The organism is Alteromonas sp. KUL49, from assembly GCF_006538345.1.
GTDB lineage: Bacteria > Pseudomonadota > Gammaproteobacteria > Enterobacterales > Alteromonadaceae > Alteromonas.
Genome location: NZ_BJKL01000002.1, coordinates 249,835 through 270,387, shown reverse-complemented (window position 1 = coordinate 270,387; position 20,553 = coordinate 249,835). Strand labels below are relative to the sequence as shown.

The following is a 20,553-nucleotide window of genomic DNA, read 5'->3' as shown; positions in this document are numbered from 1 at the left end:
AATGATTCACAACGTGTTTATTGAACAGGCATAGCTATTTTGCTACAGCTCATAGGGGAAGTCGATATTCATCGGTTAGTACTTGGCGTACAGGGACTGTATCTTGTCGATATATACCTGTTGAGAAAAGTGCCCTTTGACTCGAGCGCGGGCTTTCGTAGAGAGTCGAGTGGCAAGTGCTTTATCTTCTAATACTGTCATTACCGCATCCGCAAGTTTCTCGGGCGAGTGAGGAGGAACTAGCAAACCTTCAACTCCATCGTCAATCGCTTCTGGAATACCATTTACATCCGTTGAAACTATGGTTTTACCAGTCGCCATAGCTTCCAATATAGAAATTGGAAATGCCTCTTCATGAGACGCACAGACATAAACATCCAGTGTACTTATCAATTCAAGAACGTTGGGTACTTGACCGTGAAAAGTGACGCTACTATCGATGCCAAGGTCGACTGCTTTATTTTTAAGTATGTCTTCTCTTGGTTCTTCAAGTATATCTCCGCCGATTATATGAAACTTAACCAAAATGTTTTTCTTCAAGAGAATGTTGGCCATCTCGAGAAAATCGTCATGCCCTTTTCTGAACTGAAGGTTCGCCACTATTCCCACATTGGGAATTTGACTTGGCAACAATGGGCGCGGAGAGAACACAGACGTATCGACACCATTGTGTATGACTAGCATTTCACTTGTTGGACAGCAATCTTGGATAACAGGTGCAAGGTTGTCTTTGAGTTCTTCACTACAGAATATAAAAGATGCTGGAGCATACCTTTTTGCGAAAGCCCATTTTACAAATCCCGCTCCATAGGGAAAGTGAACATGACAGATGATTGGAATGTTCAGCAATTTGCATATGGGTTGTACACTTCGTAGCGCCAGCAAGTCTCCACAATGAACCAAAGCAGGCTTATGTTTTCGGAACAAGCGGAGGTATTTGAGCCCTTGAAAAATCGTACGAAATGGGCTTTTGAAATCAGGTTGAATGCAACTAACCGGCTCGAATATGGCGCCCTCATTTTTAGCAGCGGCACCAAAGTTTCCTTCATCAGGAGCAATTAAAACCACCCTGTACTCATTTTTTACGCCATTAATGGTTGCCAATGTAACGCGTTCCGCCCCGCCTATAACATTGACACTATGTGCAAAAAAAATGGTTTTCACTTCGATTCCAGTGCTTTATTGTCCCAGGAGGCTAAGAATTACAGTAATCTAGGTAGTATGCAATAGTTTTCCAGTGACGGCTTGAAGGTAATCTAGTGAGCTGAACACTGTGATTTACTTTGTGATTTTGGTAACTTAGAACCACATCTATACATAGGACATCTACAACATGAACGTGTTCGTTCTGTGCGCTGGTCGCACGGCTTCCACCGCTTTTAGCGCTGCCTGTTTGCACATTGAAAACTTTACGAGCGCACATGAATCTCGTGTAAATATTCTCGGAAAGGAAAAGCTTTTATATCCCGAGAATCATATTGAAGTTGATAATCGGCTATCGTGGTTTATTCCTCAACTCGAAGAAAAATACGGTGATGACGCTTTTTATGTCTACCTTAAGCGAGATTCGCACAAAATTGCGAAGAGTTACCTAGAACGCTGGGGACTGACGGAGTCAATTGTGAAGGCCTATGGTCATGGTATTCTGATGATGCCTACCATTACAAAAGAGCAGCGATATGATGTTTGTTTGGACTACGTCCATCACGTTGAACAATCAATCGCGCATTTTTTGAAAAACAAATCTCATACGTTGGAGATGAATACAGACTCGTTAAAAGAAGACTTTGGTCATTTTTGGGAAGGGATCGGCGCACAAGGAAACTTTGAAAGTGCACTCGCTGAATTTGATGTTCAACACAATTTGAACAATACCAGCGTTCTTACTCGTTTGAAAAGGTTAGTTAAGGGCTAGGAGTTGTTGATACGCCAATTACGTCGTATTGCCTCTCTTCAAACTGTTTGAAAAAAGCCATATTACGGTTAACAACTATCCCAGATTCAGGCAGCACCCAATACATCTTGCGGATTTTCTCCGCTTCTTCGAAGATGCTTTCTGGTGTTATGCCTGTTTCTTTGAGCGTGTCTGGGTGAATTTCAATCAATAAAACACACTTTTCGCATGAAGCAATTATCTTATTTGCACCCTGAAGTACCTCTACTTCTTGCCCCTCAACATCAATTTTTATGGCTAGATGTTTGCTTACCCTCTTGCTATTAAAAAAGCTATCGAGCGTATTTACGAGAGTTTTTCCATCTGACGTGTTATTGATGCGTCCTTCGTGGTCCGACGGTGTGCTGTTGTCAAACTCAAATCCCGCGCTTCCTACAAAGTTCGAAACCGCTTCGTTTACTGCGGTAAATAGGTGACGAGAGCTATTGGCATTCGAATTCAAGTATTGATACGCATGTGGGTTTGGCTCGAAGGCAGTAATTCTGTTGAGCCGACTACAGTGTATGGTGACGATAAGACTCATGACACCCACGTCGGCACCTAAGTCTATAAAATCAAAGCTATCGAGTTCTCTATTGATAAGCGAGCAGAAAGGTAAATTCTCATCAATATAGTAGTTTTGCGGCCCGAAAGTGTCCCAAAAGCACCACTGTGCGTAGGGAATTACAAAAGTGCCATGATCAAAAGAATATTGAATGGCATAGCGTTTAAATAAATTCCTTGTGAGTAAATAAAAACGATACTTTCCCGGTAAATCGCTTTGCTGAAGCCATATAACAAATTTGTTGAAAAGCCGAGGTAGTTTTTTCATGGAAACTAGAGACTGATATACGGCCTGATAAGGCTGCCAAGTGCCGTACTTACTGAAACTGGTAGCTTACGCCACATTCCCTCTATGGCTTCGCGGGCTTTGGATGACGAGCTTGCTGTGTCTGTCGATGAAGTCTGTGTGCCAGTGGCATAAATCTTTTTCCATTCGAGTAGCTCAGGTTGTGCTCCCCACTGTTTCTTGAACTTGTAGGTGCCTTCTTCGTACGTAGAACGGCCGAAATCGAAACATCGTACGCCATTGTCAGCGCAATAACCTAAAAGAGACCAATACAGAAGCATATTTGGCGCTAACTTATTGTAGTCTCGGACCGTTGATGCCCATGGGATGCATGCTTTGTCAGACACGCTTAGTACAAGACCTGCTCCAACGGGAATATCGTCTTTATACACAACGCTGAAAATATGATTTTCGCCGTAGGCTTCTGAGATACTCTGGAACCATCTTTTACTGTGTGATGGTGAGCCGAGATCGCGCATGTTCCTCGTGTATACCCGAAAAAAATCCTCTAGTAGTTTGACATCTCTCCCCACGGTATAGACTAGGCCGTTCTTCTCTGCCTTCTTGATTTGGCTCCGTAGCTTTGATTTGAATGAGGCCAATAGCTCATCGCTAGAAGAGGGAAGTTCCAACAACATTCGGACTTTCTTCTTGTCGAAATCAACTGGGGAGTCACCGTTCACTCTGTTTGTTCTGCTGTCAATGAAGCTTTTTTTGCTCTTGAGAAAGCGTGACCGAATGGCTGTTTCTAATTGCTGCTCTATGTGAGGGGTGTCGGTCAATGGACCGCCCAAATCACAATAGGGTAGAGCGCATAAAGAGTCTTTGGTAAAGGGATTTACCATTAATATGGCCGGGTAAACACCTACGACTTCACTATTGGTATTGAACGCGATAAGGCTGGCATTTTTGTGAGGATAGGCGTCACAGACAGCCTTAAGCCAGGCATATTGTTGATAGGGTGTCGCTTGGGGATGGCTGCTAACATAGTCGTCCCAGCACTGTCGATCTTTTGCTGTTACCGATCGAATAGACAATTCCATAGTTAGATGTGGTGCGGTGTCTATCACAATAAAACCTCTGGCGAACAATCAGATGCGCAGGAATACGACACATTTTTCAACGCTATCGCGGCCTCTGAAATGGTGCAAAACTTAATGTTACGTTGTTTTCCCAGGTGTTTGATAACCGCAGCAATCCTACTTTTGATGCGTTCACATGCTTCATCTACATCCAATAATCCAGTTGCACCATCAATAAGACTTGAGCTGTGCAAATACATATGTATTACCTGATGATTGTTTTTCAAACAGGTATCTACCAGTGTATTCATATTTGCACTATTGGTGAGTTCTGGACTGAGATAGATTTTACGGAGTAACTTTGTATGCCACAGTGCTCCCACCATTTTGAACCAGCTGAAAGGAGGTTTTGAGAGTGCTCCGTGGATTTTTTCAGCAGTATTGAAACGGGATACGCTAAAACCCGCGGTGATCGGAATTTCCGCAAGTGTACGTTGATTCCCTCGTAATAAAGCGTCGGTAAAACTTGGCCAATAGGGTACTGTTGGTGCACCTAAACAACTGAAAAAGTCGTTTTGATAAAATGGATAAATACTCGAATCGACAGAAAATCCCCTTGATGCAAGCAGCTCTAACGTGTTGCCGTCAATTCCCCAACGGCCACTACGGAACGATTTTGGGCGCACACCTATGTTTCGATGAATCAGGTCGGTTAGCGCATCAAGTTTTTGTTCTACCTGTTCCTTTGGCAAATTAATGACATGTGACTCAGCTTCTCGAGTTTTGCCGAAAAATGGCGGGTTACACCATGGATGCAAATGGGCTCCGATTTCGGCGGATTTTTCCGAAGCAAACTGCGACAGTACTTTTTGACCAAGCTCATCTTGCGCAACGGCATAATCTACAAAATAAGTAGGACGAATACCCAGTGACTTACAAAACTCATTGAACTCTGGAAGTTTAGTGATATTTTTCACAGAGCAATCGTCTTGAGGAAACTCTTCATCCCAAAGCCATTCTTCTTCAGTGTCTATGCTCAAGACAAATAGTACGTCCTTTTTCTGCATCAACGATTCTCTTTACACAATGATTCAAATAGCGACATATATTCCTCAGCCATGCGTTTTGCCGAAAAATTTTGCTCTACATAGTCTTTCGCATTGGTTGCGAGTGTTTGCGCATATTCTGGGTCGTCGAGTATCGTTTCCCAATCAGCTAACAGTTGAGCTTTATCGTGAAGAGGAGCGAGCAAGCCTGACTCTTTATGTGTAATGAGTTGGTCAACACCTGCTATATCATAGGCCGACACAGGTATCTCCATTGCACATGCTTCCATCAAGCATCGTGGAATTCCCTCTAAGGTTGAACTCATTACAAAAATATCAAAGTCTCGCAGCAGTTGTAATCGATCATTGCGAAATCCAAGAAATTTAATCGCGTCTTTACTTGGAAGTGTTGCTGCGTAAGTTTCCAGCGACGGACGATCCTCTCCATCGCCAAGCAAAACGAGCTCAACGTCTTGTCGTTTTTTATAAAGGTTGTCAAAGCAATCAAGTAGCGCAGTAATATTTTTACGGCTAATCATTTGACCAACAAACCCAATTTGTTCTTTTGCTTTGCATCACCCGAAGTTTTAGTCAGTCGAACTGCCTCAACTTCCGAAAGGTCCACCCCATTTTGAATATACTCCAATTTTTCGGGTGCTATTTTGAAGCGTTTAACATCTTTCATGAGCTGGCGCGATAATGGAACTACTTTGTCGGCAAAGCGCATCGCCTGACAACCCAACCAAATAAAGAAGCGCAGCTTAAAATCAGCCGCGTTTTCAAAGCCGTGTGGGGTCACTACACAAGGTATTCCCGCTTTTCTTGCAGCCATCACACCGAGGATGTCAGACTTGTATCCGTGTGTATGGATGATATCGATGTTATTTTGCCTAATCAGCTGTGCTAACTTATCTACCGCACCAAGATCAAACCTGCTTTTCATAGGCACTTGATGTGTCTTTCCTATGGGGTGAAACTGTTTCACAAGTTCCAGATCTTCTGTACCTGGCTCAAGAGTAACCACTAATTCACTTTCTACTGTTGAGGGGAGGTGTTTGGATAATGCTAGGACCCAGCGCTCCGCACCATAAAAACCCGTCGAGCAAATAAACTGTAATATTTTCATTCTAATTTTTATGAGAGCTAGTGGATACTGCGCCTCTTACTCCTAATAATGTCCCAATGGTTCGCGCTGGAAAATACAAAGTATAAAACCATAAGCAATGTAATATGCTGACGTCTTTACCGGTGAGCTTTTTTAATCGAAACGTATAAGCGGCCAGAGGTAAAGTAGTCACCAGGCCTAACAGCATCGATAAATTAGTTGGCAGTGTAACCAAGCTGCTTATCGTGAATATAAAGCCAAAAGTAATAATGAATGGCACAATGAAGCTTGGCCACTCCCTAAGACCAATGCGCCGACCCTGTATTGACGCTATATTCGACTGGCCCCTCCATATCTCTTTTTTGAACATGGGTATAAAAGCCTTGTCTTCACCAATATGAACATAATGTGTTTGAGAGGTGTAGTAAAGGTAGCCGAGGTTACTGACACTGTCAGTGAAATAGTAGTCTTCGCATGTCATGAGGTGTTCGGGGAAGCCATTTACGCTGTGAAAGGTTTGTTTGCGTAAAAACAAGTTTCTACCGGGTAAAAAGTCCACGTTTGTGTCTAGTTCAGCATTACTGAGGGCTGTGCGAATACGCTCAAGTGGTGGCGCTTCTTTACTGTTGATTTGCATGGCGCTCACTAGAGCAATCTCGTTGTTTCCTTGAAGAATACTGAGCGCTGTCTGTGTCCAGTTATTGGCTAAATGTATATCAGCATCTAAAAATGCCAGAAACTCACCCGATGCTGCCTGTGCACCTAAATTTCTAGAGTGCGATATGGTGTTTCGGTCTTGGTTAAATATGACGGTGAGCTGCAGTCGCTCTTTAAACGCCTCTAGTGTCGAGGAGATGGATTGGTTTTGACTAACAACAATAACTTCAATACCGCCCTCACTAAAATCTTGCTCACATATACTACTGAGCGTATCAATGAGCATCGCCTCTCGTCCCTTGTGAGGTATAATAAAGCTAACGGCTATACTCATGGTTGACCCAGCCATTTTTGTAGTTGTGGAAAGCGCTTGACCAGTTGTCTTCTCTCTCTGCCTATTGAAAATGAAGCTAGCGTTTTTGTTACCAGAGATAAAAGCGTTTTTTTATCTGAATTAACAGAAATATTGCCCTTATTTACTTTGGGTATTGGTACATATCGATAAGTAGCATAGTTGATATTTTGCATCATTAAACACAATAACCGTGTAGTTTTAGCTTCATCACTTGCACTCAGTCTATCAATAATTTTTTGTTCTAGTGATTCAAGCTTTCTATCAAAGGTGTCGAGCAACTCTTCGGTAACATAAGCTCTAGCAAAGTTGAGTACACAGAGTTTCCTGATGTCTTGACCTGACCAAGTTTGGTTGGGAAATTCTAGAATGTCTGGTTTATCTAGATAGGCGTATTCATTTTCAGCCATCCACTTTGCATAGTGAATTAGTGCTGCAACTGCGTAATGATAGTTTGTGTCATTGCTGTTTTGGCGTTCTTTCACAGCAATATATTTACACATTGCTTGTAAGAAAACCGTATAAAACCAGGTTGCCTCGACATTCTCGAAGTGTCTCATGACCAAATTATCAGTTGGCGATACGGTATTTTTAATAATATGCTCACATTGCTGGATTATGGTGGAATCGCCAGTGATTTCAAACTTATCGAGTAATGCGTTTATATAATTACCTGTACCTCTGTCGAGTGGGTACTTTCCTGTTTTACGTTTTTAGCCCTTGAGTACCTGCGTTTTGTAGGCTAAAAGCGCAAATAGTAGAGTGTTGTCACCTTCGTAATAGTTTGAAATCCAATTGCTCTGAGATACCACTGAATCTCTCGATGGAACATAACCAGTTAGCAAGTAGTGTAAGAGTAAACCTGTGGTGTAGCAGTGTTGCCCACCCGGGCCTCCACCACCGGCATGATCATCATAGACATTCGATGGCTGATCAGACGAATAGGTTCGATGTGTAGCTCGGTAAGCTTGAACATAGTGGTCGGTATGCCAAAACAATCCCCCAGAATATTCAGGTTTATCCTCTTGGGTATGGTAAATATCGATGTCACTGACATGCTTGGCGAGATCGTCGGCAAGCTCAAACCATCGCTGATCCCCTGAAACAATCCACTGATAGAGCATACCTTGGATAGGGTCATACTGGTTGTTATAGTGAGAAACAAAGTGCTCAGTCTCTGGCTGGAGTGCCTTTTCATGGTCGGCGTAAAGTTCACCAAAGTGTCGCCAACCAAATTCATCGATTGCAATTCGTTTATAGAAAAATGAGTGTTCGCCTGTGATTCCTTGAGAAATCATTTCATTGAATGCGTCAGTGCATTCTTCTCTCGGTAAAAAAGGAATGGCATTCGATGTTATGACAGACTGCTTGCACAAAGTCACGTGTGCTTCAACTACATCCGTTGGCGAAATGAAAATTGAACGGGAGCTTTGCTCACCGGGCTGCAACTCGACTTTCGAAGCGCCAACAGCACCCAGTAAACTGAATGTTGAATGCTTGGAATCAACTCGTATAGCGGACGGGAATTTTTGCCAGAACTTATCTACGCTAACGAAGAGTGTAATTTTGGAGTGTTGACCCGAGAGTAAAACAGTTGGCGTACACTGTTTGCCTTTAGCTGTTTGATTATTGTCTCGCGCTATCTGATAACCATTAAAAACCTGTGGAACATTGCCTGACGCGTCCACATGGTTAGCGCAATCATAGTTTTTCTCACCGCTGGCAAGTTGAACAACAGAACATGTGGTAAAGTCTGAAATTTCAGAAAGTACCGCTTGGCCGTTGTCGTTAATAACTGACGTTTTGATAGTGCTCGCTGGTTTATTTATCGAGATACCGATCTCAGAAACGAGCAGCGAGTTTGGATCGCCAAGGTCCCATTGTCCGTTCGGGTGCAATGCGGCTGATGGATTGTTAAACGTAAATTCGGTTTTGATGGTCCCATCCGACAAAAAGACCGTGGATTTTTGTGTGAGTTCTAAAGTTTTACCTTCAAATTTGACGTTCGCTGTCTGTTCGATGACTACTGCACTAAACACGCCGTTGCTCTGAAACAACTTGTGAGAGGTATTTATTTTTTGATGAACTAGGTCAGAGACATTATTGATACAGAATTTGCTTTCAAACTCTCTGATTGAGATGTCGCAAAATCTATTCGTAGAAAACGCTATGCGTGCGCCGTCATTAAGCTCGATTCTCAGACTCTCGTCGTCAACTTTAACGGGCACAGACAAGGGGACCAACTCTGAGCTAATTTCACTCACAGATATTTTGTGAGTAGCGTTTGCTTCTAATTGGTGTAAGCCAAAAACGGATAGCCATTTAACGGAACCGTCTTCCCAAAGCTGAATGACTTCATAGCCGATATCAGCTAACACAGTATTCCTGTCTTTCAAACACACGTCAGAGGTGGCTGACAAAACACCCTTGGGAAACGGCAGCCCAATACGAAAAAAGCAGATCTTGTCTTGATTGTGATCTGGGTTTGTTAGTGAAAAAAACGTAGACGACATCGATGGGCTCTTGTACTTCATCCGTGATAGCGAGGACGCAGGATTACTTTAACTGACTTTTGAAACTAAACCAATGTATTCATTAAAAATCCCATGACGCAATGTATTTTGACGATGAAAAGGCATTTACATTACTATGATGGGCATACATGACATTGTGTTTTTATTTGAAGGCTTGAATGGCGAAGAAGTTAACTATTTGTGTGGTATCTCAACGTGTGCCTTATCCCCCGAATAAGGGAGAGAAACTAAGGACGTTCCACCAAATTGAGCGGCTACTGGCACTAGGGCATAACGTGACCGTGCTGTCATTGTGTGACGGTGATGCCGAAAGCGATAATGCAAAAGCACTAGCAGAAGTTTGTGGTATCGAAGTTATTCCTTTTCGAACTCGCAGCAAGCCAGTTCAGTACGCATGGGCATTGTTAAATCAACAACCCATCAGTGTGGGCGCGTTTTATAGTCCCTCACTGCAACGTTACATCGATGAGAGTCTGAGTGGGCGTTTTGATGTAATGTTTCTTTCTGCGTCTAGTCTTGGATACTATGTTTTTAACTCTGTTGCCTATGAGAGAAGACAATGTCGATTATTTATGGATATGATGGATGTCGACTCAGATAAATGGCTTCAGTATTGCGACAACTCTCGTTGGCCAATGAATTGGGTGTACAAACGAGAAAGTGTGGGCATTAGATATTTAGAAAGACGGGCTTGCGAGGAGTTTGAAGCTACCTTTCTCATTGCAGAGGAAGAGGTTAAGTTGTTTAACACTCAAGTTTCACGGGCAAAAAAAGTTACCGTTTTGGGGAATGGTTTAGATTTTTCTTCATTTTATCCACCTGACAGCACCAATGACGCTCAATCGCCTCGTTATCTGTTTACTGGCGTAATGGACTACAAACCTAACATAGACGCTGTTGTTTGGTTTGTAGAGCATTGTTGGTCGGCAATAAAACTTAGGTATCCTGACGCAAAGTTTACCATTGCGGGTATGAACCCAACTCAAGAAATTCAAACCTTGGGTGATAACGACCCCAATATAGAAGTAACAGGTTTCGTTGATGACATTCTACCCTATTTTCATCAAGCGACCGCTTTTGTGGCACCATTTCGCCTTGCTAGGGGGGTACAAAACAAAGTACTTCAAGCCGCTGCATGCGCCCTACCCATTGTGACTACGTCAATGGGGGCAGAGGGAATTTCATTTGCAGGCCCAACGACCATGTGGATCGTGGATGACACCCAGAGCTTCATCGAGGCTTGTATCCAAACAATGGAAGACCGAGTCGCTGGAATAGAAAAAGGGCAAGCAGCACTAAATGCTTTGTCGGCATCTTATAGTTGGGAGAACCAACTGTTACCGTTAGAAGAGGCTTTGAATAACTGATGAAAACGATGCTCAAAGTTGTGCTGTTCTCTGTGTTCGCTATTGTGATGTTGCCATTCACCATTCTTTATAAATTGTTCTCGGTTGCGTTTAATAAAGATTCGATGCTGGCAACGTTTAGTCAGTTTTTAAGTTTATTACCGGGAAAAGCGGGAAGCTACTTGCGTTCTGGTTTTTATCGTTTCGCGTTAACACATTGTTCTGCAGATGCAATTGTCGGCTTTGGTACGCTTTTTTCTCAGCAAGATACTGAGATTCAAAAAGGGGTATACATTGGTCCTCAATGTAATATCGGTAAATGTACTATCGGAGAAAATACGCTACTTGGTAGCGGAGTCCATATCATGAGTGGCAAAGGTCAGCACAATTTTTCTGATCCTAATACGCCAATTAAATCCCAAGGCGGTGCCTTTACCAAAGTTTCAATAGGCGATAATTGTTGGGTTGGTAATACTGCTTTGATTATGGCAAATGTAGGGGAGGGAAGCATTGTTGCCGCAGGTGCAGTGGTTATCAATGATATTCCTGCCAATGTTATCGTAGCGGGGAACCCTGCGAAAGTTATACGCTCTCGTTTTGATGAGAAGATACCATCAGATTAGTGCACTTCTTGATCACTCTGTTAGCCGCTTCTAATACTTTTGCCACGGGACTCGAGCTGAAAAACGTCATTGTCGTAAAGTCGTAATTGTGGTTGCTCAAGCTTTTCTTGTATCGATAGTCCCCCCCTAGAAAATCATAGGAGAGCAAACCTTGCTCCGAGAAGTGACACATGGCCAGATAGTGTAATAGGTAACCGGGTTTTATTGAGTTAGTCGCAATATCGAAATTGATGCCAGAACAATAAAAATAGGCCCTTCGATTGTGTATTAGATAATAACCATAAGCAACGAGCGTATCACCTGCACGAACTTGGAGGATTTCTACGCTGGAAGGCGCGAGATTGAGTATTGTTTCATGATGCTTCACAAATGCAGGGTTTTGAAACCCGCTGCCTTCGGGGGTTTCTCCCCATTGTGAAATATGCAGAGCGCCCAGTGCGTGAAAGTCATTAACTAATTCACTGTCAACTGCTGCGGAAATAGATAGCTCGCCAAATTCACTGGTGACGTTTTTTAATTGCTCTTCTGATTTGACTGCGGGTATTGGAAGAGAATGCACTCTCAATACTGTTTTCACTAAAGACGTGCTCAAAGCTAGGAACGTGAGACTCGTCAAAGGTTAAACCCAAGGCTAATGCGGCATTGCGCCAGTGAGTTGTTTCACTAAGATACGACGCTTCAAACCTAAAGTAGCTATTTTGCTCAAAAACATAAGTCAAAAGCAGTGATGCGCATCGTTCTTTGTGTTCGTCATGACAAATAATGTCGTTAAATTCGATCCATACTTGGTCGTAGCGATGCTTACCGGTTTGATTAAGTAGCACTCTCTTGATAGATGAAAAGCGCGAATTCTCTACTACACCCAAAAACGCAAATCCAACAAGTGTCTCATCTAGCCAGAACTCTAAAAGCGTGATCGGACGTGCTAGGGTGCTTACCCAACTCTGCTGCCAATGATAATTAAGAAATGGATTACACTCTGATACTTGCATATTCATCGCGTCGTAAAGCATTTTTAATTCAAAAGAGCCGTCTACTTGGCGGCTTTTAATCGCCATATGTTGATGTGGCGCAGAAAGACAGTTCTGAGTGGTCACGCTAACTCTCTCTAACAGTAATTAGTTTGTACTTTGCGATGGCCAGGTATTCGTAAAGTGCCTTTTGAACACCGATTAATGCTGATGTTGAAGGCAGTTTCAGCGAGGGGACGAGCTCACCAGTGCTTGTGTAGTCAACAGGGAAAAGTACTACCGGGGAAGCATGCTGTTGGTACATCATCTTGAGTCGAGTTAAGTGGGTTGCCGAAGAAACTGCACCCAAAGTTGCATGTGGAAACCTTGTTAAAATGCGTTCTATTTCTTCAGACGTTGTTTTACCTTCCGAGATAATCACGACGTCACTAGGGTTAACTCCCAGAGAGTACAAAAAATCAGCAGCACGCTCTGCATAATTGACCTCTTTATCCGATAAAAAGTTGCCTCCCGTGACTATGATTTTACTACCTGTATTTTGGTAAATACGAAATGCTTCGATGTTTCTTTGTAAAGAGCATTCAGACCAACGACTAATTTCGGTCATCGCTCCCGCGGTATCATAGTAACAGCCAAGCACGTGTATATAGTCTGTTTTGGTATCAAGCGTTGGTTGGGGAAATTTATGTTCAAGGGGGTACAGTAACAAATCGCTAAAGTAAGGTTGGGAACATAGCGCCAGCCAACACAGCGAGAGTGTCATCATCGTCTTTTTGAGTTTTACACTACCTGCAAAACCGCACAGAAGTCCTACGACGCACAATAAAAAGCACAGCACGATGGGCGAAGTTAGCGAGATTACGATAAATTTTACAATATCCATCAATCACGTAGATCCTTGATTTTCTGATACGTACAGTATCACGGCTTACTATGTTTGTTGATGATTAACATGATGCACTTTAGAATTAACCTTATCACTTCTTCCTATTACGGCATTTTTCCGTGTAAGGACAAAGCTTCATGCGTATTGAATTGGCTCGATTTCATCTTGCATTACGAACCACTCTTTTTCTGTTCGTTGCTGTTTTTTGTGGGTTTACCACTAAGTCATTAGCGCATAGTTACAATTTTGTACAAACCGTTGAGCAAGTTTCTTCATCCGTGGTTGCTATCGGTTTGTATAGCCCATTGAAACAATCTGGTAGCCAGATGAGAGGAACTGGATTTGTTATTGATGATGGTCGATGGGTAGTCACCAATCACCATGTGGTAGATGAGTTGTTGGATCCTACTGTGGTTGAACACTATGTGGTGCTCCATGGACAGGGAAAATCAGTAAAAACGTTAAAAGCCACCATTGAGGCAATCGATCCACAGCATGATTTAGCATTGTTGCGTATTCAGGAACCGCTGCCGAGTGCAAATTTAGCTCAACGAGACCTTTTGCCCGCTGGCACAGAGATTGCCCTTACTGGTTATCCTTTAGGTGCAGTACTAGGACTATATGCGTCAACCCATCGTGGATACATAGCGTCGGTTTCACCGGATGCTATACCAACGACACAAACCCAGCGCCTTACTGCTGATATGTTATCTCGATTGGAGAATCCAGATTTAATTTATCAGTTAGACGCAACAGCATATCCTGGTAACTCTGGCAGTCCTATTTATCGGCCCGAGACCGGAGAAATTGTTGGAGTAATTAACAAGGTATTCGTGGTTGCTGGAAAAGAATCAGCAATAAGCACACCCACCGGAATCAGTTATGCCATACCAGTAGTACATGTGCACAAGTTACTCGAACGTGTAAAGGCACCCCCCCATTAAAACCATTAATGAAAGTGTACCTGGTGTGTTTTTTTAATGTTTTTTTAACTGTCTGAATTCTTTACAGAGAAGTTTTGTGTATCTGCTTTTGTCTATATAAATCAGTGTTTTATATAAATGGTTTGAACTTTGCATCGGCTGAGGCGTTGTATCATTTGGAATCGTGTTTAGCAGCCTGAGCGCTGTTCGAGTTGTGACGATATGGAACCTATGGAAAATAATAATCGCCAAAATCAAAGTCGCCGAAGTTTCGTTAAGAAAGCGCTTGCTGGCACTGCGGCAGTCTCATTACCCACGAAGTCGGTTTGGGCAAGTGTGTCAGTGACTGCTTCTGCTGCGGCTTCTGGCAATGGCTCTGATGCAAATTCTATTGTCCAGTACAACCTCGAAGGCCCAGATTATTGGCGCTACAATATGCCTTACGAATACAGATATAAGCGATTCAAAGACGTTTTTGGTGTAAGGGCATACAAAGCCAAATATCACGATACCTTCTCATACTATCACGCTGATACGTTTAACAATTATTTATACAAGATAATGGACCTACACAGTTCCCGCTATGCTGGATATGCTGACTACAACCGACTATGTATTTCTATGTTTTTAAACGCAGTTATGAGCGGGCAAGGCAATATTTATTATCCAGTGGTCCAAGATGGTAGTTTTAGTTCTCCTTATTCCTATGCCAGCAAACTTATTGAATTAACGTATTCAAACCCTGCAAATTCGGCATATCAATTAGCAAGTATCATCGAAAACCCATCTTCTTATACCATTTTGTGATGGTTAAAAAGGGCGTCATTGTATATTCGTTCGGTGACGCCAGCGGCGTACTCTTTTATAACACCTACACTGATGAATCTATTATTGTTGATGTGAGTGAATGTGTTGTCACGCATGACACTAGCAGTGACTATCCAACGATAAAGTCTGTCTCTGAAAGCATTAAATCGGTACTTATTAGCAAAGGGTTTTTAACCAGTGACTAGCTCTTTTGTGCTCGATTGTGCTCCATTTGCATTCAACGTAGAGACGAGTTTTTCGTACGTTAGAGACGTCGCGAAGTGTATTTACGGGAACCGATTCGTCGAGAGTACCGAGTTTGAAGGATATGTCGATTATAATGTGAGTGTTCTTAACACCACAGGGTTACGGCGTATGTTCAAGCCGCAAGCTCGCTTTTTAAGTGAAGGGCAAGAGCCTTTCAAACCACTTGATAAGAGCCAGGGATATGCGTTGCTCGAATGGGGACTAAATTGGGTTGTCGCAACACATGAGTTTAGCTACGTCATAGTGCACTCGGCGGTGCTAGCGAAGGGGGATAAGGCCGTGATACTTCCAGCACCTTCGGGATCAGGGAAAAGTACTCTTACCGCGTATCTTTCTCACCATGGATGGCGTTTACTGTCTGATGAAATGGCTCTAATATCACCGGCGACTTGTAGGGTAACGCCATTCGTTAGGCCAGTATGCTTAAAAAACAATGCTATAGAGCTAGTGAAAGCTTGGTTTCCTGACGTTTATCTTTCACCTGTGGCTCCGAAGACGCATAAAGGTGATATTGTCCACATGCAACCCAGTGTGTATTCCGTATCAGCCTCGCAAGAACCTGCTGAAGTGGTGGGGGTTGTGTTTCCAAAATACGATCCGTCTTGTTTCTTGGATATTTATCAATTAGACAAAGCAGCGTGCTTTAAAGGTCTGACGCACAACGCATTTAATCACAACCTCATGGGAGAAGTGGGTGTTCGAACTATGCTAGACATCGTTGAGAAAAGCGCCTGTTTCGAGATTCATTACAATGACATGAATGAGGTAAGTGCTTTTCTTGATGAAGTAGTCAGGGGCAAAGTCGATGTTTAGTGCCAATGACATCGCTACACTTATCGTCTCTCCTGAACACGTTGAGACATTTTCACTGACTGACTGGAATGAATTAGTATTCATTCTTCGCAAAGAAAAAATGCTAGCGCGTTTTTACGACATTCTAGAAAGGGCGCAACTAGCAACATGCGTTCCTCCAGAGGCCTTACGACATTTTATTAACGCAAGGATTGTGAGTAGAAAACAAAACGAGCTAGCTAAAAAAGAGGCTGCTGAATTATCAAGAGCGTTGGGTAACATGGCTGACTTTGTCGTGTTTTTGAAAGGTGTTGCTTATTCTGTCACTGACAATGCAGCAAGCTTAGGTCGAGTGTATAGTGATATTGACCTATTAGTACCCAAAGAAACACTCGTTAACGTTGAGCAATATTTAGCTGTAGTGGGGTGGAAGCGCAAAGCGCTAGAAGACTACGACGAGATGTACTACAGAAAGTGGGCACACGAAATACCGCCTATGCAGCATGGCTCGAGAGGTACTGTATTGGATATACATCACAACCTAGTACCGATAATATCAGGGAGAGGGATAGATACCCGAGCATTCGTCGATGAGTACAGTGCAACTCATGATGGTGTTTCGGTGTTGACCGAGTCTGCGATGTTCTTTCACAGTGCAATTCACTTACTGTTTAATGAAGATATGTCTTCAGCATTTAGAGATATGACCGATCTTTACTTGCTCTCTTACTCCCAGCCCCAGGAGTTTTACCTTGATGTTTTGGAGATTACAGAAAAGCACGGCTTCAAAAAAGAATGTATTCTAGCCTTCCACCTTTTATCGATTCACTTTAATATAAAGTTACCGTTGTCTGTCGAAACTTCTGTGAATGAGGAATTGAAAAATATTTCTATTTGCGAGTTGAAACTCTTAAAACGGCTGACATTACCTAAACATCCGTTGTTGGCGGATGGAGAGCTGTTATTCAATCAGTGGCTTGGAGAGATACGAGGTCACTGGATGAAGATGCCGCTGTTTGTTTTAACCTATCACATAACGATAAAGAGCTGCCGAACAATAATCCAGTCGATTTTTGGAAAACATGTGTTCCTAAAATCGGACAGGGATAGGCTGTAGTATAAGGAACTATAATGAAAGTACTAGTAACAGGCGCTGCCGGATTTATCGGTGCAGCAGTTTCACATTATTTACTTGCGCGCGGTGATACTGTTGTCGGCATAGATAACCTCAATGATTATTACGAGGTTTCTCTCAAAGAAGCACGTGTTGCAAACATCAAAGATAAAGCCTACGCCAGTCAATTTAGCTTTATTGAAATGGGTCTGGAAGATCGTACAAAAATGGAAGCCCTCTTCGCAGAGGAAAAGTTTGATAAGGTAGTGAATTTAGCTGCTCAGGCTGGTGTTCGCTATTCTCTGGAAAATCCACATGCGTATGTCGATTCTAACCTAGTTGGATTCATCAATATTCTAGAGGGCTGCCGTCACAATAACGTAGAGCATTTAGTGTATGCATCCTCGAGTTCAGTCTATGGCGCGAACGAATCTATGCCGTTCTCTGAAAAGGATAATGTTGATCATCAAGTCAGCCTTTACGCGGCCTCTAAAAAAGCCAATGAGCTAATGGCTCACACATATAGCCACTTGTATAACTTGCCTACCACTGGTTTGCGCTTTTTTACGGTTTACGGCCCGTGGGGACGTCCAGATATGGCTTTGTTTAAATTTACCAAAGCGATACTCGCCGGTGATGAAATTGCAGTTTACAACTATGGTAACCATCGACGAGACTTCACTTACATTGACGACATTGTCGAAGGTGTGATCAGAGCGCTCGACAACAATGCACAACCGGATGAATCGTGGGATGGATTGTCACCTAATCCATCAACAAGCCGAGCGCCGTATCGCGTTTACAATATTGGTGCGCAAACGCCAGTTCATTTGCTATCTTTCATCGAGACGCTTGAAAAATCGTTAGGTATTGAAGCTAAGAAAAATCTGCTTCCTATGCAGCCAGGAGACGTTCCAGATACTTATGCTAATGTAGAGGCGTTGACGAACGACTTGGGCTATAAGCCAACTACATCAATTGAAGATGGTGTTGAAGCTTTTGTTCAGTGGTATAAAGGCTACTACAACATCTAACAGTTATCTTGCAAATAAGAAAACGGCCAGTGATGTCAGATCACTGGCCGTTTTTGTTTGGGTAATTAGATGAAGCGCTAAATTACATGCTTGCTAACTTTGCTTTCATTTCTCTTCTACGAGCGTGTAGTAAAGGCTCTGTGTAACCACTGGGTTGTTCTTTACCAAGGAATATTAGATCGCACGCTGCTTGAAATCCGATGGACTTGTCAAGATCGGGAGCCATGGCGATATACTCAGGGTCGCTCTGATTTTGTTCGTCTACCAGTACGGCCATTTTGCGTAAAGACGCTTCAACTTGTTCTTTGGTAACAATATTGTGTTCAAGCCAATTGGCGATATGCTGAGAGGAGATCCTCAGCGTAGCTCTATCTTCCATGAGTCCGACATTATTGATATCTGGTACTTTCGAACATCCAACACCTTGATGCACCCATCTAACTACATAGCCCAAGATACCTTGTACATTATTGTCGATTTCACGTTCAATGACTTCACGAGTTAACTCACTTTCTTTCGGTAGTAGTGGAATAGTGAGAATATCTGAAAGACCGTCGAAGGCTGCATCCAAACCTTGCTGAACTTCGAAAACATTGATCTGGTGGTAATGAAGTGCATGCAGGGTTGCGGCGGTGGGAGAGGGCACCCACGCGGTATTCGCACCAGATTTTGGATGTACTTGTTTCGCCGTCATCATGTTTTTCATTTCATCAGGAATCGGCCACATACCTTTACCGATTTGGGCTTTACCTGACAAACCGCAACGCAGACCTACCGCCACGTTCGACGTTTCATAAGCACTTATCCAAGGTAGAGCTTTGAGTTTTGCTTTTTCAGCAAATGGGCCGGCAAGCATTGAAGTATGTATTTCATCCCCTGTGCGATCGAGGAAGCCAGTGTTAATAAATACCACGCGTTCTCTGGCTTCATTGATACACGCTTGAAGATTCACGCTGGTACGGCGCTCCTCATCCATAATACCCATTTTTAGCGTGTTTTGAGGGACGTCGATGATCTTCTCTATGCTAGCAAACAATTTATCAGCAAAAGCCACTTCTTCTGGGCCGTGCATTTTTGGCTTAACAATATAAATACTGCCTTGGCGACTATTTTTGAACGAGCCGTTGTTGAGTAAATCGTGTTTACCAATAAGTGATGTCACTAAGCCGTCCATAATCCCCTCTGGGACAGGTTGCCCATCGAACAACATGGCATCATTGGTCATTAAGTGGCCAACATTACGCACAAACATTAGGCTTCGGCCCGACAGTGTTATTGGTGAAGTGTCATCAGCGTATTTGGAAGGAAGGTAGTTTTTGTCTTCATGCATCGAGCGAGTGAGTGTCTTACCACCCTTTTTCATCTCAATGCTCAAGGTACCTTTCATAAGGCCGAGCCAATTACTGTAAACGAGGGTTTTGTCTTCAGCATCAACCGCTGCTACTGAGTCTTCACAGTCCATGATAGTGGTCAATGCAGACTCAACCTCAATGTCCTTAATATGCGCTGGATCCGCTTTACCCACTGGATGGTTTTCATCAAATTGGATAGCGAAATGCAGCCCGTTGTGAACAAATAGCAATGATATGAGTGCCTCAGTGGTTCCTGTATAGCCTATCCACTGAGAAGGGGTTGCCAGTTGTACTTTTTCGCCAGATTCCAATTCAATGACGAGTTCATCGTTTTCGACAGTGTAAGAAACGCTGTTACGGTGATCGCCCTGAGCCAGAGGGATCAGAGTGTTCAAGTAGTCTCTGGCGGCAGAAATAACTCTTGCACCGCGAACAGGGTTGTAGGAAGTGCCTTTCTCAGCGCCGCCGTCAGCTTCAATAACGTCAGTACCATAGAGCGCATCATAGAGGCTGCCCCAGCGAGCATTCACGGCATTTAGTGCATATCTAGCATTATTAATAGGTACTACTAATTGAGGACCTGCCATAGTTGCAATTTCGGCATCTACATTGGTGGTCGTTGCAGCAACCTCTTTAGGCTGTTCTACAAGATAACCTATTTCGGTAAGAAACGCTGTGTAACCTTCGCCAGATACAGGTTTACCTGCTTTGTGATATTCATCAATCTTAGCTTGAAGAGCATCTCGCTTCTCAAGTAGCGATTGATTGACAGAGATAAAGTCGGCAAAGAGAGATTCAGCACCTTGCCAAAACGCGTCAGGTGAGACACCACTATCAGGCAACGCCTGCTGGTTGATGAACGAATCGAGTATGTCGGCTACCTGAAGGCGGCCCCGTGTGATATATCCTTGCATAACTACCCCTATACATTATGTTTCA

General features: G+C 43.1%; 20 protein-coding genes and 1 pseudogene. 9 read left to right on the top strand and 12 right to left on the bottom strand.

The features are described from left to right. Nucleotides 1-75: 75 nt before the first annotated feature. Nucleotides 76-1,164: a glycosyltransferase gene (locus EYS00_RS04415; RefSeq protein ID WP_130635350.1), complete on the bottom strand. Its 1,089-nt coding sequence runs from the start codon at nucleotides 1,162-1,164 to the stop codon at nucleotides 76-78. Nucleotides 1,165-1,333: 169 nt separating this feature from the next. On the opposite strand from EYS00_RS04415, the gene EYS00_RS04410 reads away from it, so the two are divergent. Then, on the top strand, nucleotides 1,334-1,915 hold the full coding sequence (locus tag EYS00_RS04410; protein ID WP_130635349.1) for a hypothetical protein: 582 nt from the start codon (nucleotides 1,334-1,336) through the stop codon (nucleotides 1,913-1,915). Here EYS00_RS04410 and EYS00_RS04405 read toward each other — a convergent pair. The 7 genes and pseudogenes from EYS00_RS04405 to EYS00_RS04375 form a co-directional block, all read right to left on the bottom strand. Then, nucleotides 1,905-2,765: an FkbM family methyltransferase gene (locus tag EYS00_RS04405; protein WP_130635348.1), complete on the bottom strand. Its 861-nt coding sequence runs from the start codon at nucleotides 2,763-2,765 to the stop codon at nucleotides 1,905-1,907. The two genes, EYS00_RS04410 and EYS00_RS04405, sit on opposite strands and share 11 nt — an antisense overlap. Nucleotides 2,766-2,770: 5 nt before the next feature. Next, nucleotides 2,771-3,853, bottom strand: a complete 1,083-nt coding sequence (locus tag EYS00_RS04400; RefSeq protein WP_242618644.1) for a GNAT family N-acetyltransferase — start codon at nucleotides 3,851-3,853, stop codon at nucleotides 2,771-2,773. Continuing rightward, nucleotides 3,850-4,872, bottom strand: a complete 1,023-nt coding sequence (locus tag EYS00_RS04395; RefSeq protein WP_130635347.1) for a polysaccharide deacetylase family protein — start codon at nucleotides 4,870-4,872, stop codon at nucleotides 3,850-3,852. The genes EYS00_RS04400 and EYS00_RS04395 overlap by 4 nt, the downstream gene beginning before the upstream one ends. Continuing rightward, nucleotides 4,872-5,977 (bottom strand): annotated as a pseudogene (locus EYS00_RS04390) (glycosyltransferase). The gene EYS00_RS04395 and the pseudogene EYS00_RS04390 overlap by 1 nt, the downstream one beginning before the upstream one ends. 1 nt (nucleotide 5,978) lies before the next feature. Continuing rightward, nucleotides 5,979-6,947 carry a glycosyltransferase family 2 protein gene (locus EYS00_RS04385; protein WP_165399302.1) on the bottom strand — a complete coding sequence of 323 codons (969 nt, stop codon included), beginning with the start codon at nucleotides 6,945-6,947 and terminating at the stop codon, nucleotides 5,979-5,981. After that, entirely contained in the window at nucleotides 6,944-7,450 is a 507-nt protein-coding gene (locus EYS00_RS04380) for a hypothetical protein (protein WP_207301680.1), read from the bottom strand. The genes EYS00_RS04385 and EYS00_RS04380 overlap by 4 nt, the downstream gene beginning before the upstream one ends. Before the next feature lie 228 nt (nucleotides 7,451-7,678). Then, the gene (locus EYS00_RS04375) at nucleotides 7,679-9,478 is read right to left on the bottom strand and encodes a hypothetical protein (protein WP_130635345.1); all 1,800 of its coding nucleotides are present in this window, start codon (nucleotides 9,476-9,478) and stop codon (nucleotides 7,679-7,681) included. 179 nt (nucleotides 9,479-9,657) lie between these two features. Between EYS00_RS04375 and EYS00_RS04370 the strand changes: the two genes are divergently transcribed. Next, nucleotides 9,658-10,866: a TIGR03087 family PEP-CTERM/XrtA system glycosyltransferase gene (locus EYS00_RS04370; RefSeq protein ID WP_130635344.1), complete on the top strand. Its 1,209-nt coding sequence runs from the start codon at nucleotides 9,658-9,660 to the stop codon at nucleotides 10,864-10,866. Continuing rightward, complete coding sequence (locus EYS00_RS04365) at nucleotides 10,866-11,468, top strand: acyltransferase (RefSeq protein WP_130635343.1); 603 nt, start codon at nucleotides 10,866-10,868, stop codon at nucleotides 11,466-11,468. The genes EYS00_RS04370 and EYS00_RS04365 overlap by 1 nt, the downstream gene beginning before the upstream one ends. Here EYS00_RS04365 and EYS00_RS04360 read toward each other — a convergent pair. Genes EYS00_RS04360 through EYS00_RS04350 form a run of 3 tightly spaced genes read right to left on the bottom strand, consistent with a single transcriptional unit; the run spans nucleotide 11,428 to nucleotide 13,322 of the window. Further along, nucleotides 11,428-12,045, bottom strand: a complete 618-nt coding sequence (locus EYS00_RS04360; RefSeq protein ID WP_165399301.1) for a GNAT family N-acetyltransferase — start codon at nucleotides 12,043-12,045, stop codon at nucleotides 11,428-11,430. The genes EYS00_RS04365 and EYS00_RS04360 overlap by 41 nt on opposite strands. Beyond that, a complete protein-coding gene (locus EYS00_RS04355; protein ID WP_130635341.1) occupies nucleotides 11,966-12,565 on the bottom strand; it encodes a hypothetical protein in 600 nt (199 codons plus the stop codon). The genes EYS00_RS04360 and EYS00_RS04355 overlap by 80 nt, the downstream gene beginning before the upstream one ends. A 1-nt stretch (nucleotide 12,566) precedes the next feature. After that, nucleotides 12,567-13,322, bottom strand: coding sequence for a YdcF family protein (locus EYS00_RS04350; RefSeq protein WP_130635340.1), 756 nt, complete (start codon nucleotides 13,320-13,322; stop codon nucleotides 12,567-12,569). A 140-nt stretch (nucleotides 13,323-13,462) separates the two neighbouring features. On the opposite strand from EYS00_RS04350, the gene EYS00_RS04345 reads away from it, so the two are divergent. The 6 genes from EYS00_RS04345 (at nucleotide 13,463) to EYS00_RS04320 (ending at nucleotide 18,262) form a co-directional block, all read left to right on the top strand. Further along, nucleotides 13,463-14,269, top strand: a complete 807-nt coding sequence (locus tag EYS00_RS04345) for a serine protease (RefSeq protein WP_130635339.1) — start codon at nucleotides 13,463-13,465, stop codon at nucleotides 14,267-14,269. Between the two features lie 210 nt (nucleotides 14,270-14,479). After that, nucleotides 14,480-15,055, top strand: a complete 576-nt coding sequence (locus EYS00_RS04340) for a hypothetical protein (RefSeq protein ID WP_130635338.1) — start codon at nucleotides 14,480-14,482, stop codon at nucleotides 15,053-15,055. Next, nucleotides 15,055-15,261, top strand: a complete 207-nt coding sequence (locus EYS00_RS04335; RefSeq protein ID WP_130635337.1) for a hypothetical protein — start codon at nucleotides 15,055-15,057, stop codon at nucleotides 15,259-15,261. The genes EYS00_RS04340 and EYS00_RS04335 overlap by 1 nt, the downstream gene beginning before the upstream one ends. After that, a complete protein-coding gene (locus EYS00_RS04330; RefSeq protein ID WP_130635336.1) occupies nucleotides 15,254-16,135 on the top strand; it encodes an HprK-related kinase A in 882 nt (293 codons plus the stop codon). The genes EYS00_RS04335 and EYS00_RS04330 overlap by 8 nt, the downstream gene beginning before the upstream one ends. Continuing rightward, nucleotides 16,128-17,231 carry a nucleotidyltransferase family protein gene (locus EYS00_RS04325; RefSeq protein WP_130635335.1) on the top strand — a complete coding sequence of 368 codons (1,104 nt, stop codon included), beginning with the start codon at nucleotides 16,128-16,130 and terminating at the stop codon, nucleotides 17,229-17,231. The genes EYS00_RS04330 and EYS00_RS04325 overlap by 8 nt, the downstream gene beginning before the upstream one ends. A gap of 14 nt (nucleotides 17,232-17,245) precedes the next feature. After that, nucleotides 17,246-18,262, top strand: coding sequence for an NAD-dependent epimerase (locus EYS00_RS04320; RefSeq protein ID WP_130635334.1), 1,017 nt, complete (start codon nucleotides 17,246-17,248; stop codon nucleotides 18,260-18,262). A gap of 82 nt (nucleotides 18,263-18,344) precedes the next feature. Here EYS00_RS04320 and EYS00_RS04315 read toward each other — a convergent pair whose 3' ends face one another. After that, complete coding sequence (locus EYS00_RS04315) at nucleotides 18,345-20,528, bottom strand: malate synthase G (protein WP_130635333.1); 2,184 nt, start codon at nucleotides 20,526-20,528, stop codon at nucleotides 18,345-18,347. Nucleotides 20,529-20,553: the final 25 nt, after the last annotated feature.

Bases quoted from the DNA above. Each gene is read 5' to 3' on its own strand.
- EYS00_RS04320 (WP_130635334.1), top strand. From the start codon at position 17,246: ATGAAAGTACTAGTAACAGGCGCTGCCGGATTTATCGGTGCAGCAGTT.
- EYS00_RS04335 (WP_130635337.1), top strand. From the start codon at position 15,055: ATGGTTAAAAAGGGCGTCATTGTATATTCGTTCGGTGACGCCAGCGGC.
- EYS00_RS04370 (WP_130635344.1), top strand. From the start codon at position 9,658: ATGGCGAAGAAGTTAACTATTTGTGTGGTATCTCAACGTGTGCCTTAT.
- EYS00_RS04385 (WP_165399302.1), bottom strand. From the start codon at position 6,947: ATGAGTATAGCCGTTAGCTTTATTATACCTCACAAGGGACGAGAGGCG.
- EYS00_RS04350 (WP_130635340.1), bottom strand. From the start codon at position 13,322: ATGGATATTGTAAAATTTATCGTAATCTCGCTAACTTCGCCCATCGTG.
- EYS00_RS04365 (WP_130635343.1), top strand. From the start codon at position 10,866: ATGAAAACGATGCTCAAAGTTGTGCTGTTCTCTGTGTTCGCTATTGTG.
- EYS00_RS04375 (WP_130635345.1), bottom strand. From the start codon at position 9,478: ATGTCGTCTACGTTTTTTTCACTAACAAACCCAGATCACAATCAAGAC.
- EYS00_RS04340 (WP_130635338.1), top strand. From the start codon at position 14,480: ATGGAAAATAATAATCGCCAAAATCAAAGTCGCCGAAGTTTCGTTAAG.
- EYS00_RS04395 (WP_130635347.1), bottom strand. From the start codon at position 4,872: ATGCAGAAAAAGGACGTACTATTTGTCTTGAGCATAGACACTGAAGAA.
- EYS00_RS04410 (WP_130635349.1), top strand. From the start codon at position 1,334: ATGAACGTGTTCGTTCTGTGCGCTGGTCGCACGGCTTCCACCGCTTTT.
- EYS00_RS04325 (WP_130635335.1), top strand. From the start codon at position 16,128: ATGTTTAGTGCCAATGACATCGCTACACTTATCGTCTCTCCTGAACAC.
- EYS00_RS04405 (WP_130635348.1), bottom strand. From the start codon at position 2,765: ATGAAAAAACTACCTCGGCTTTTCAACAAATTTGTTATATGGCTTCAG.
- EYS00_RS04315 (WP_130635333.1), bottom strand. From the start codon at position 20,528: ATGCAAGGATATATCACACGGGGCCGCCTTCAGGTAGCCGACATACTC.
- EYS00_RS04345 (WP_130635339.1), top strand. From the start codon at position 13,463: ATGCGTATTGAATTGGCTCGATTTCATCTTGCATTACGAACCACTCTT.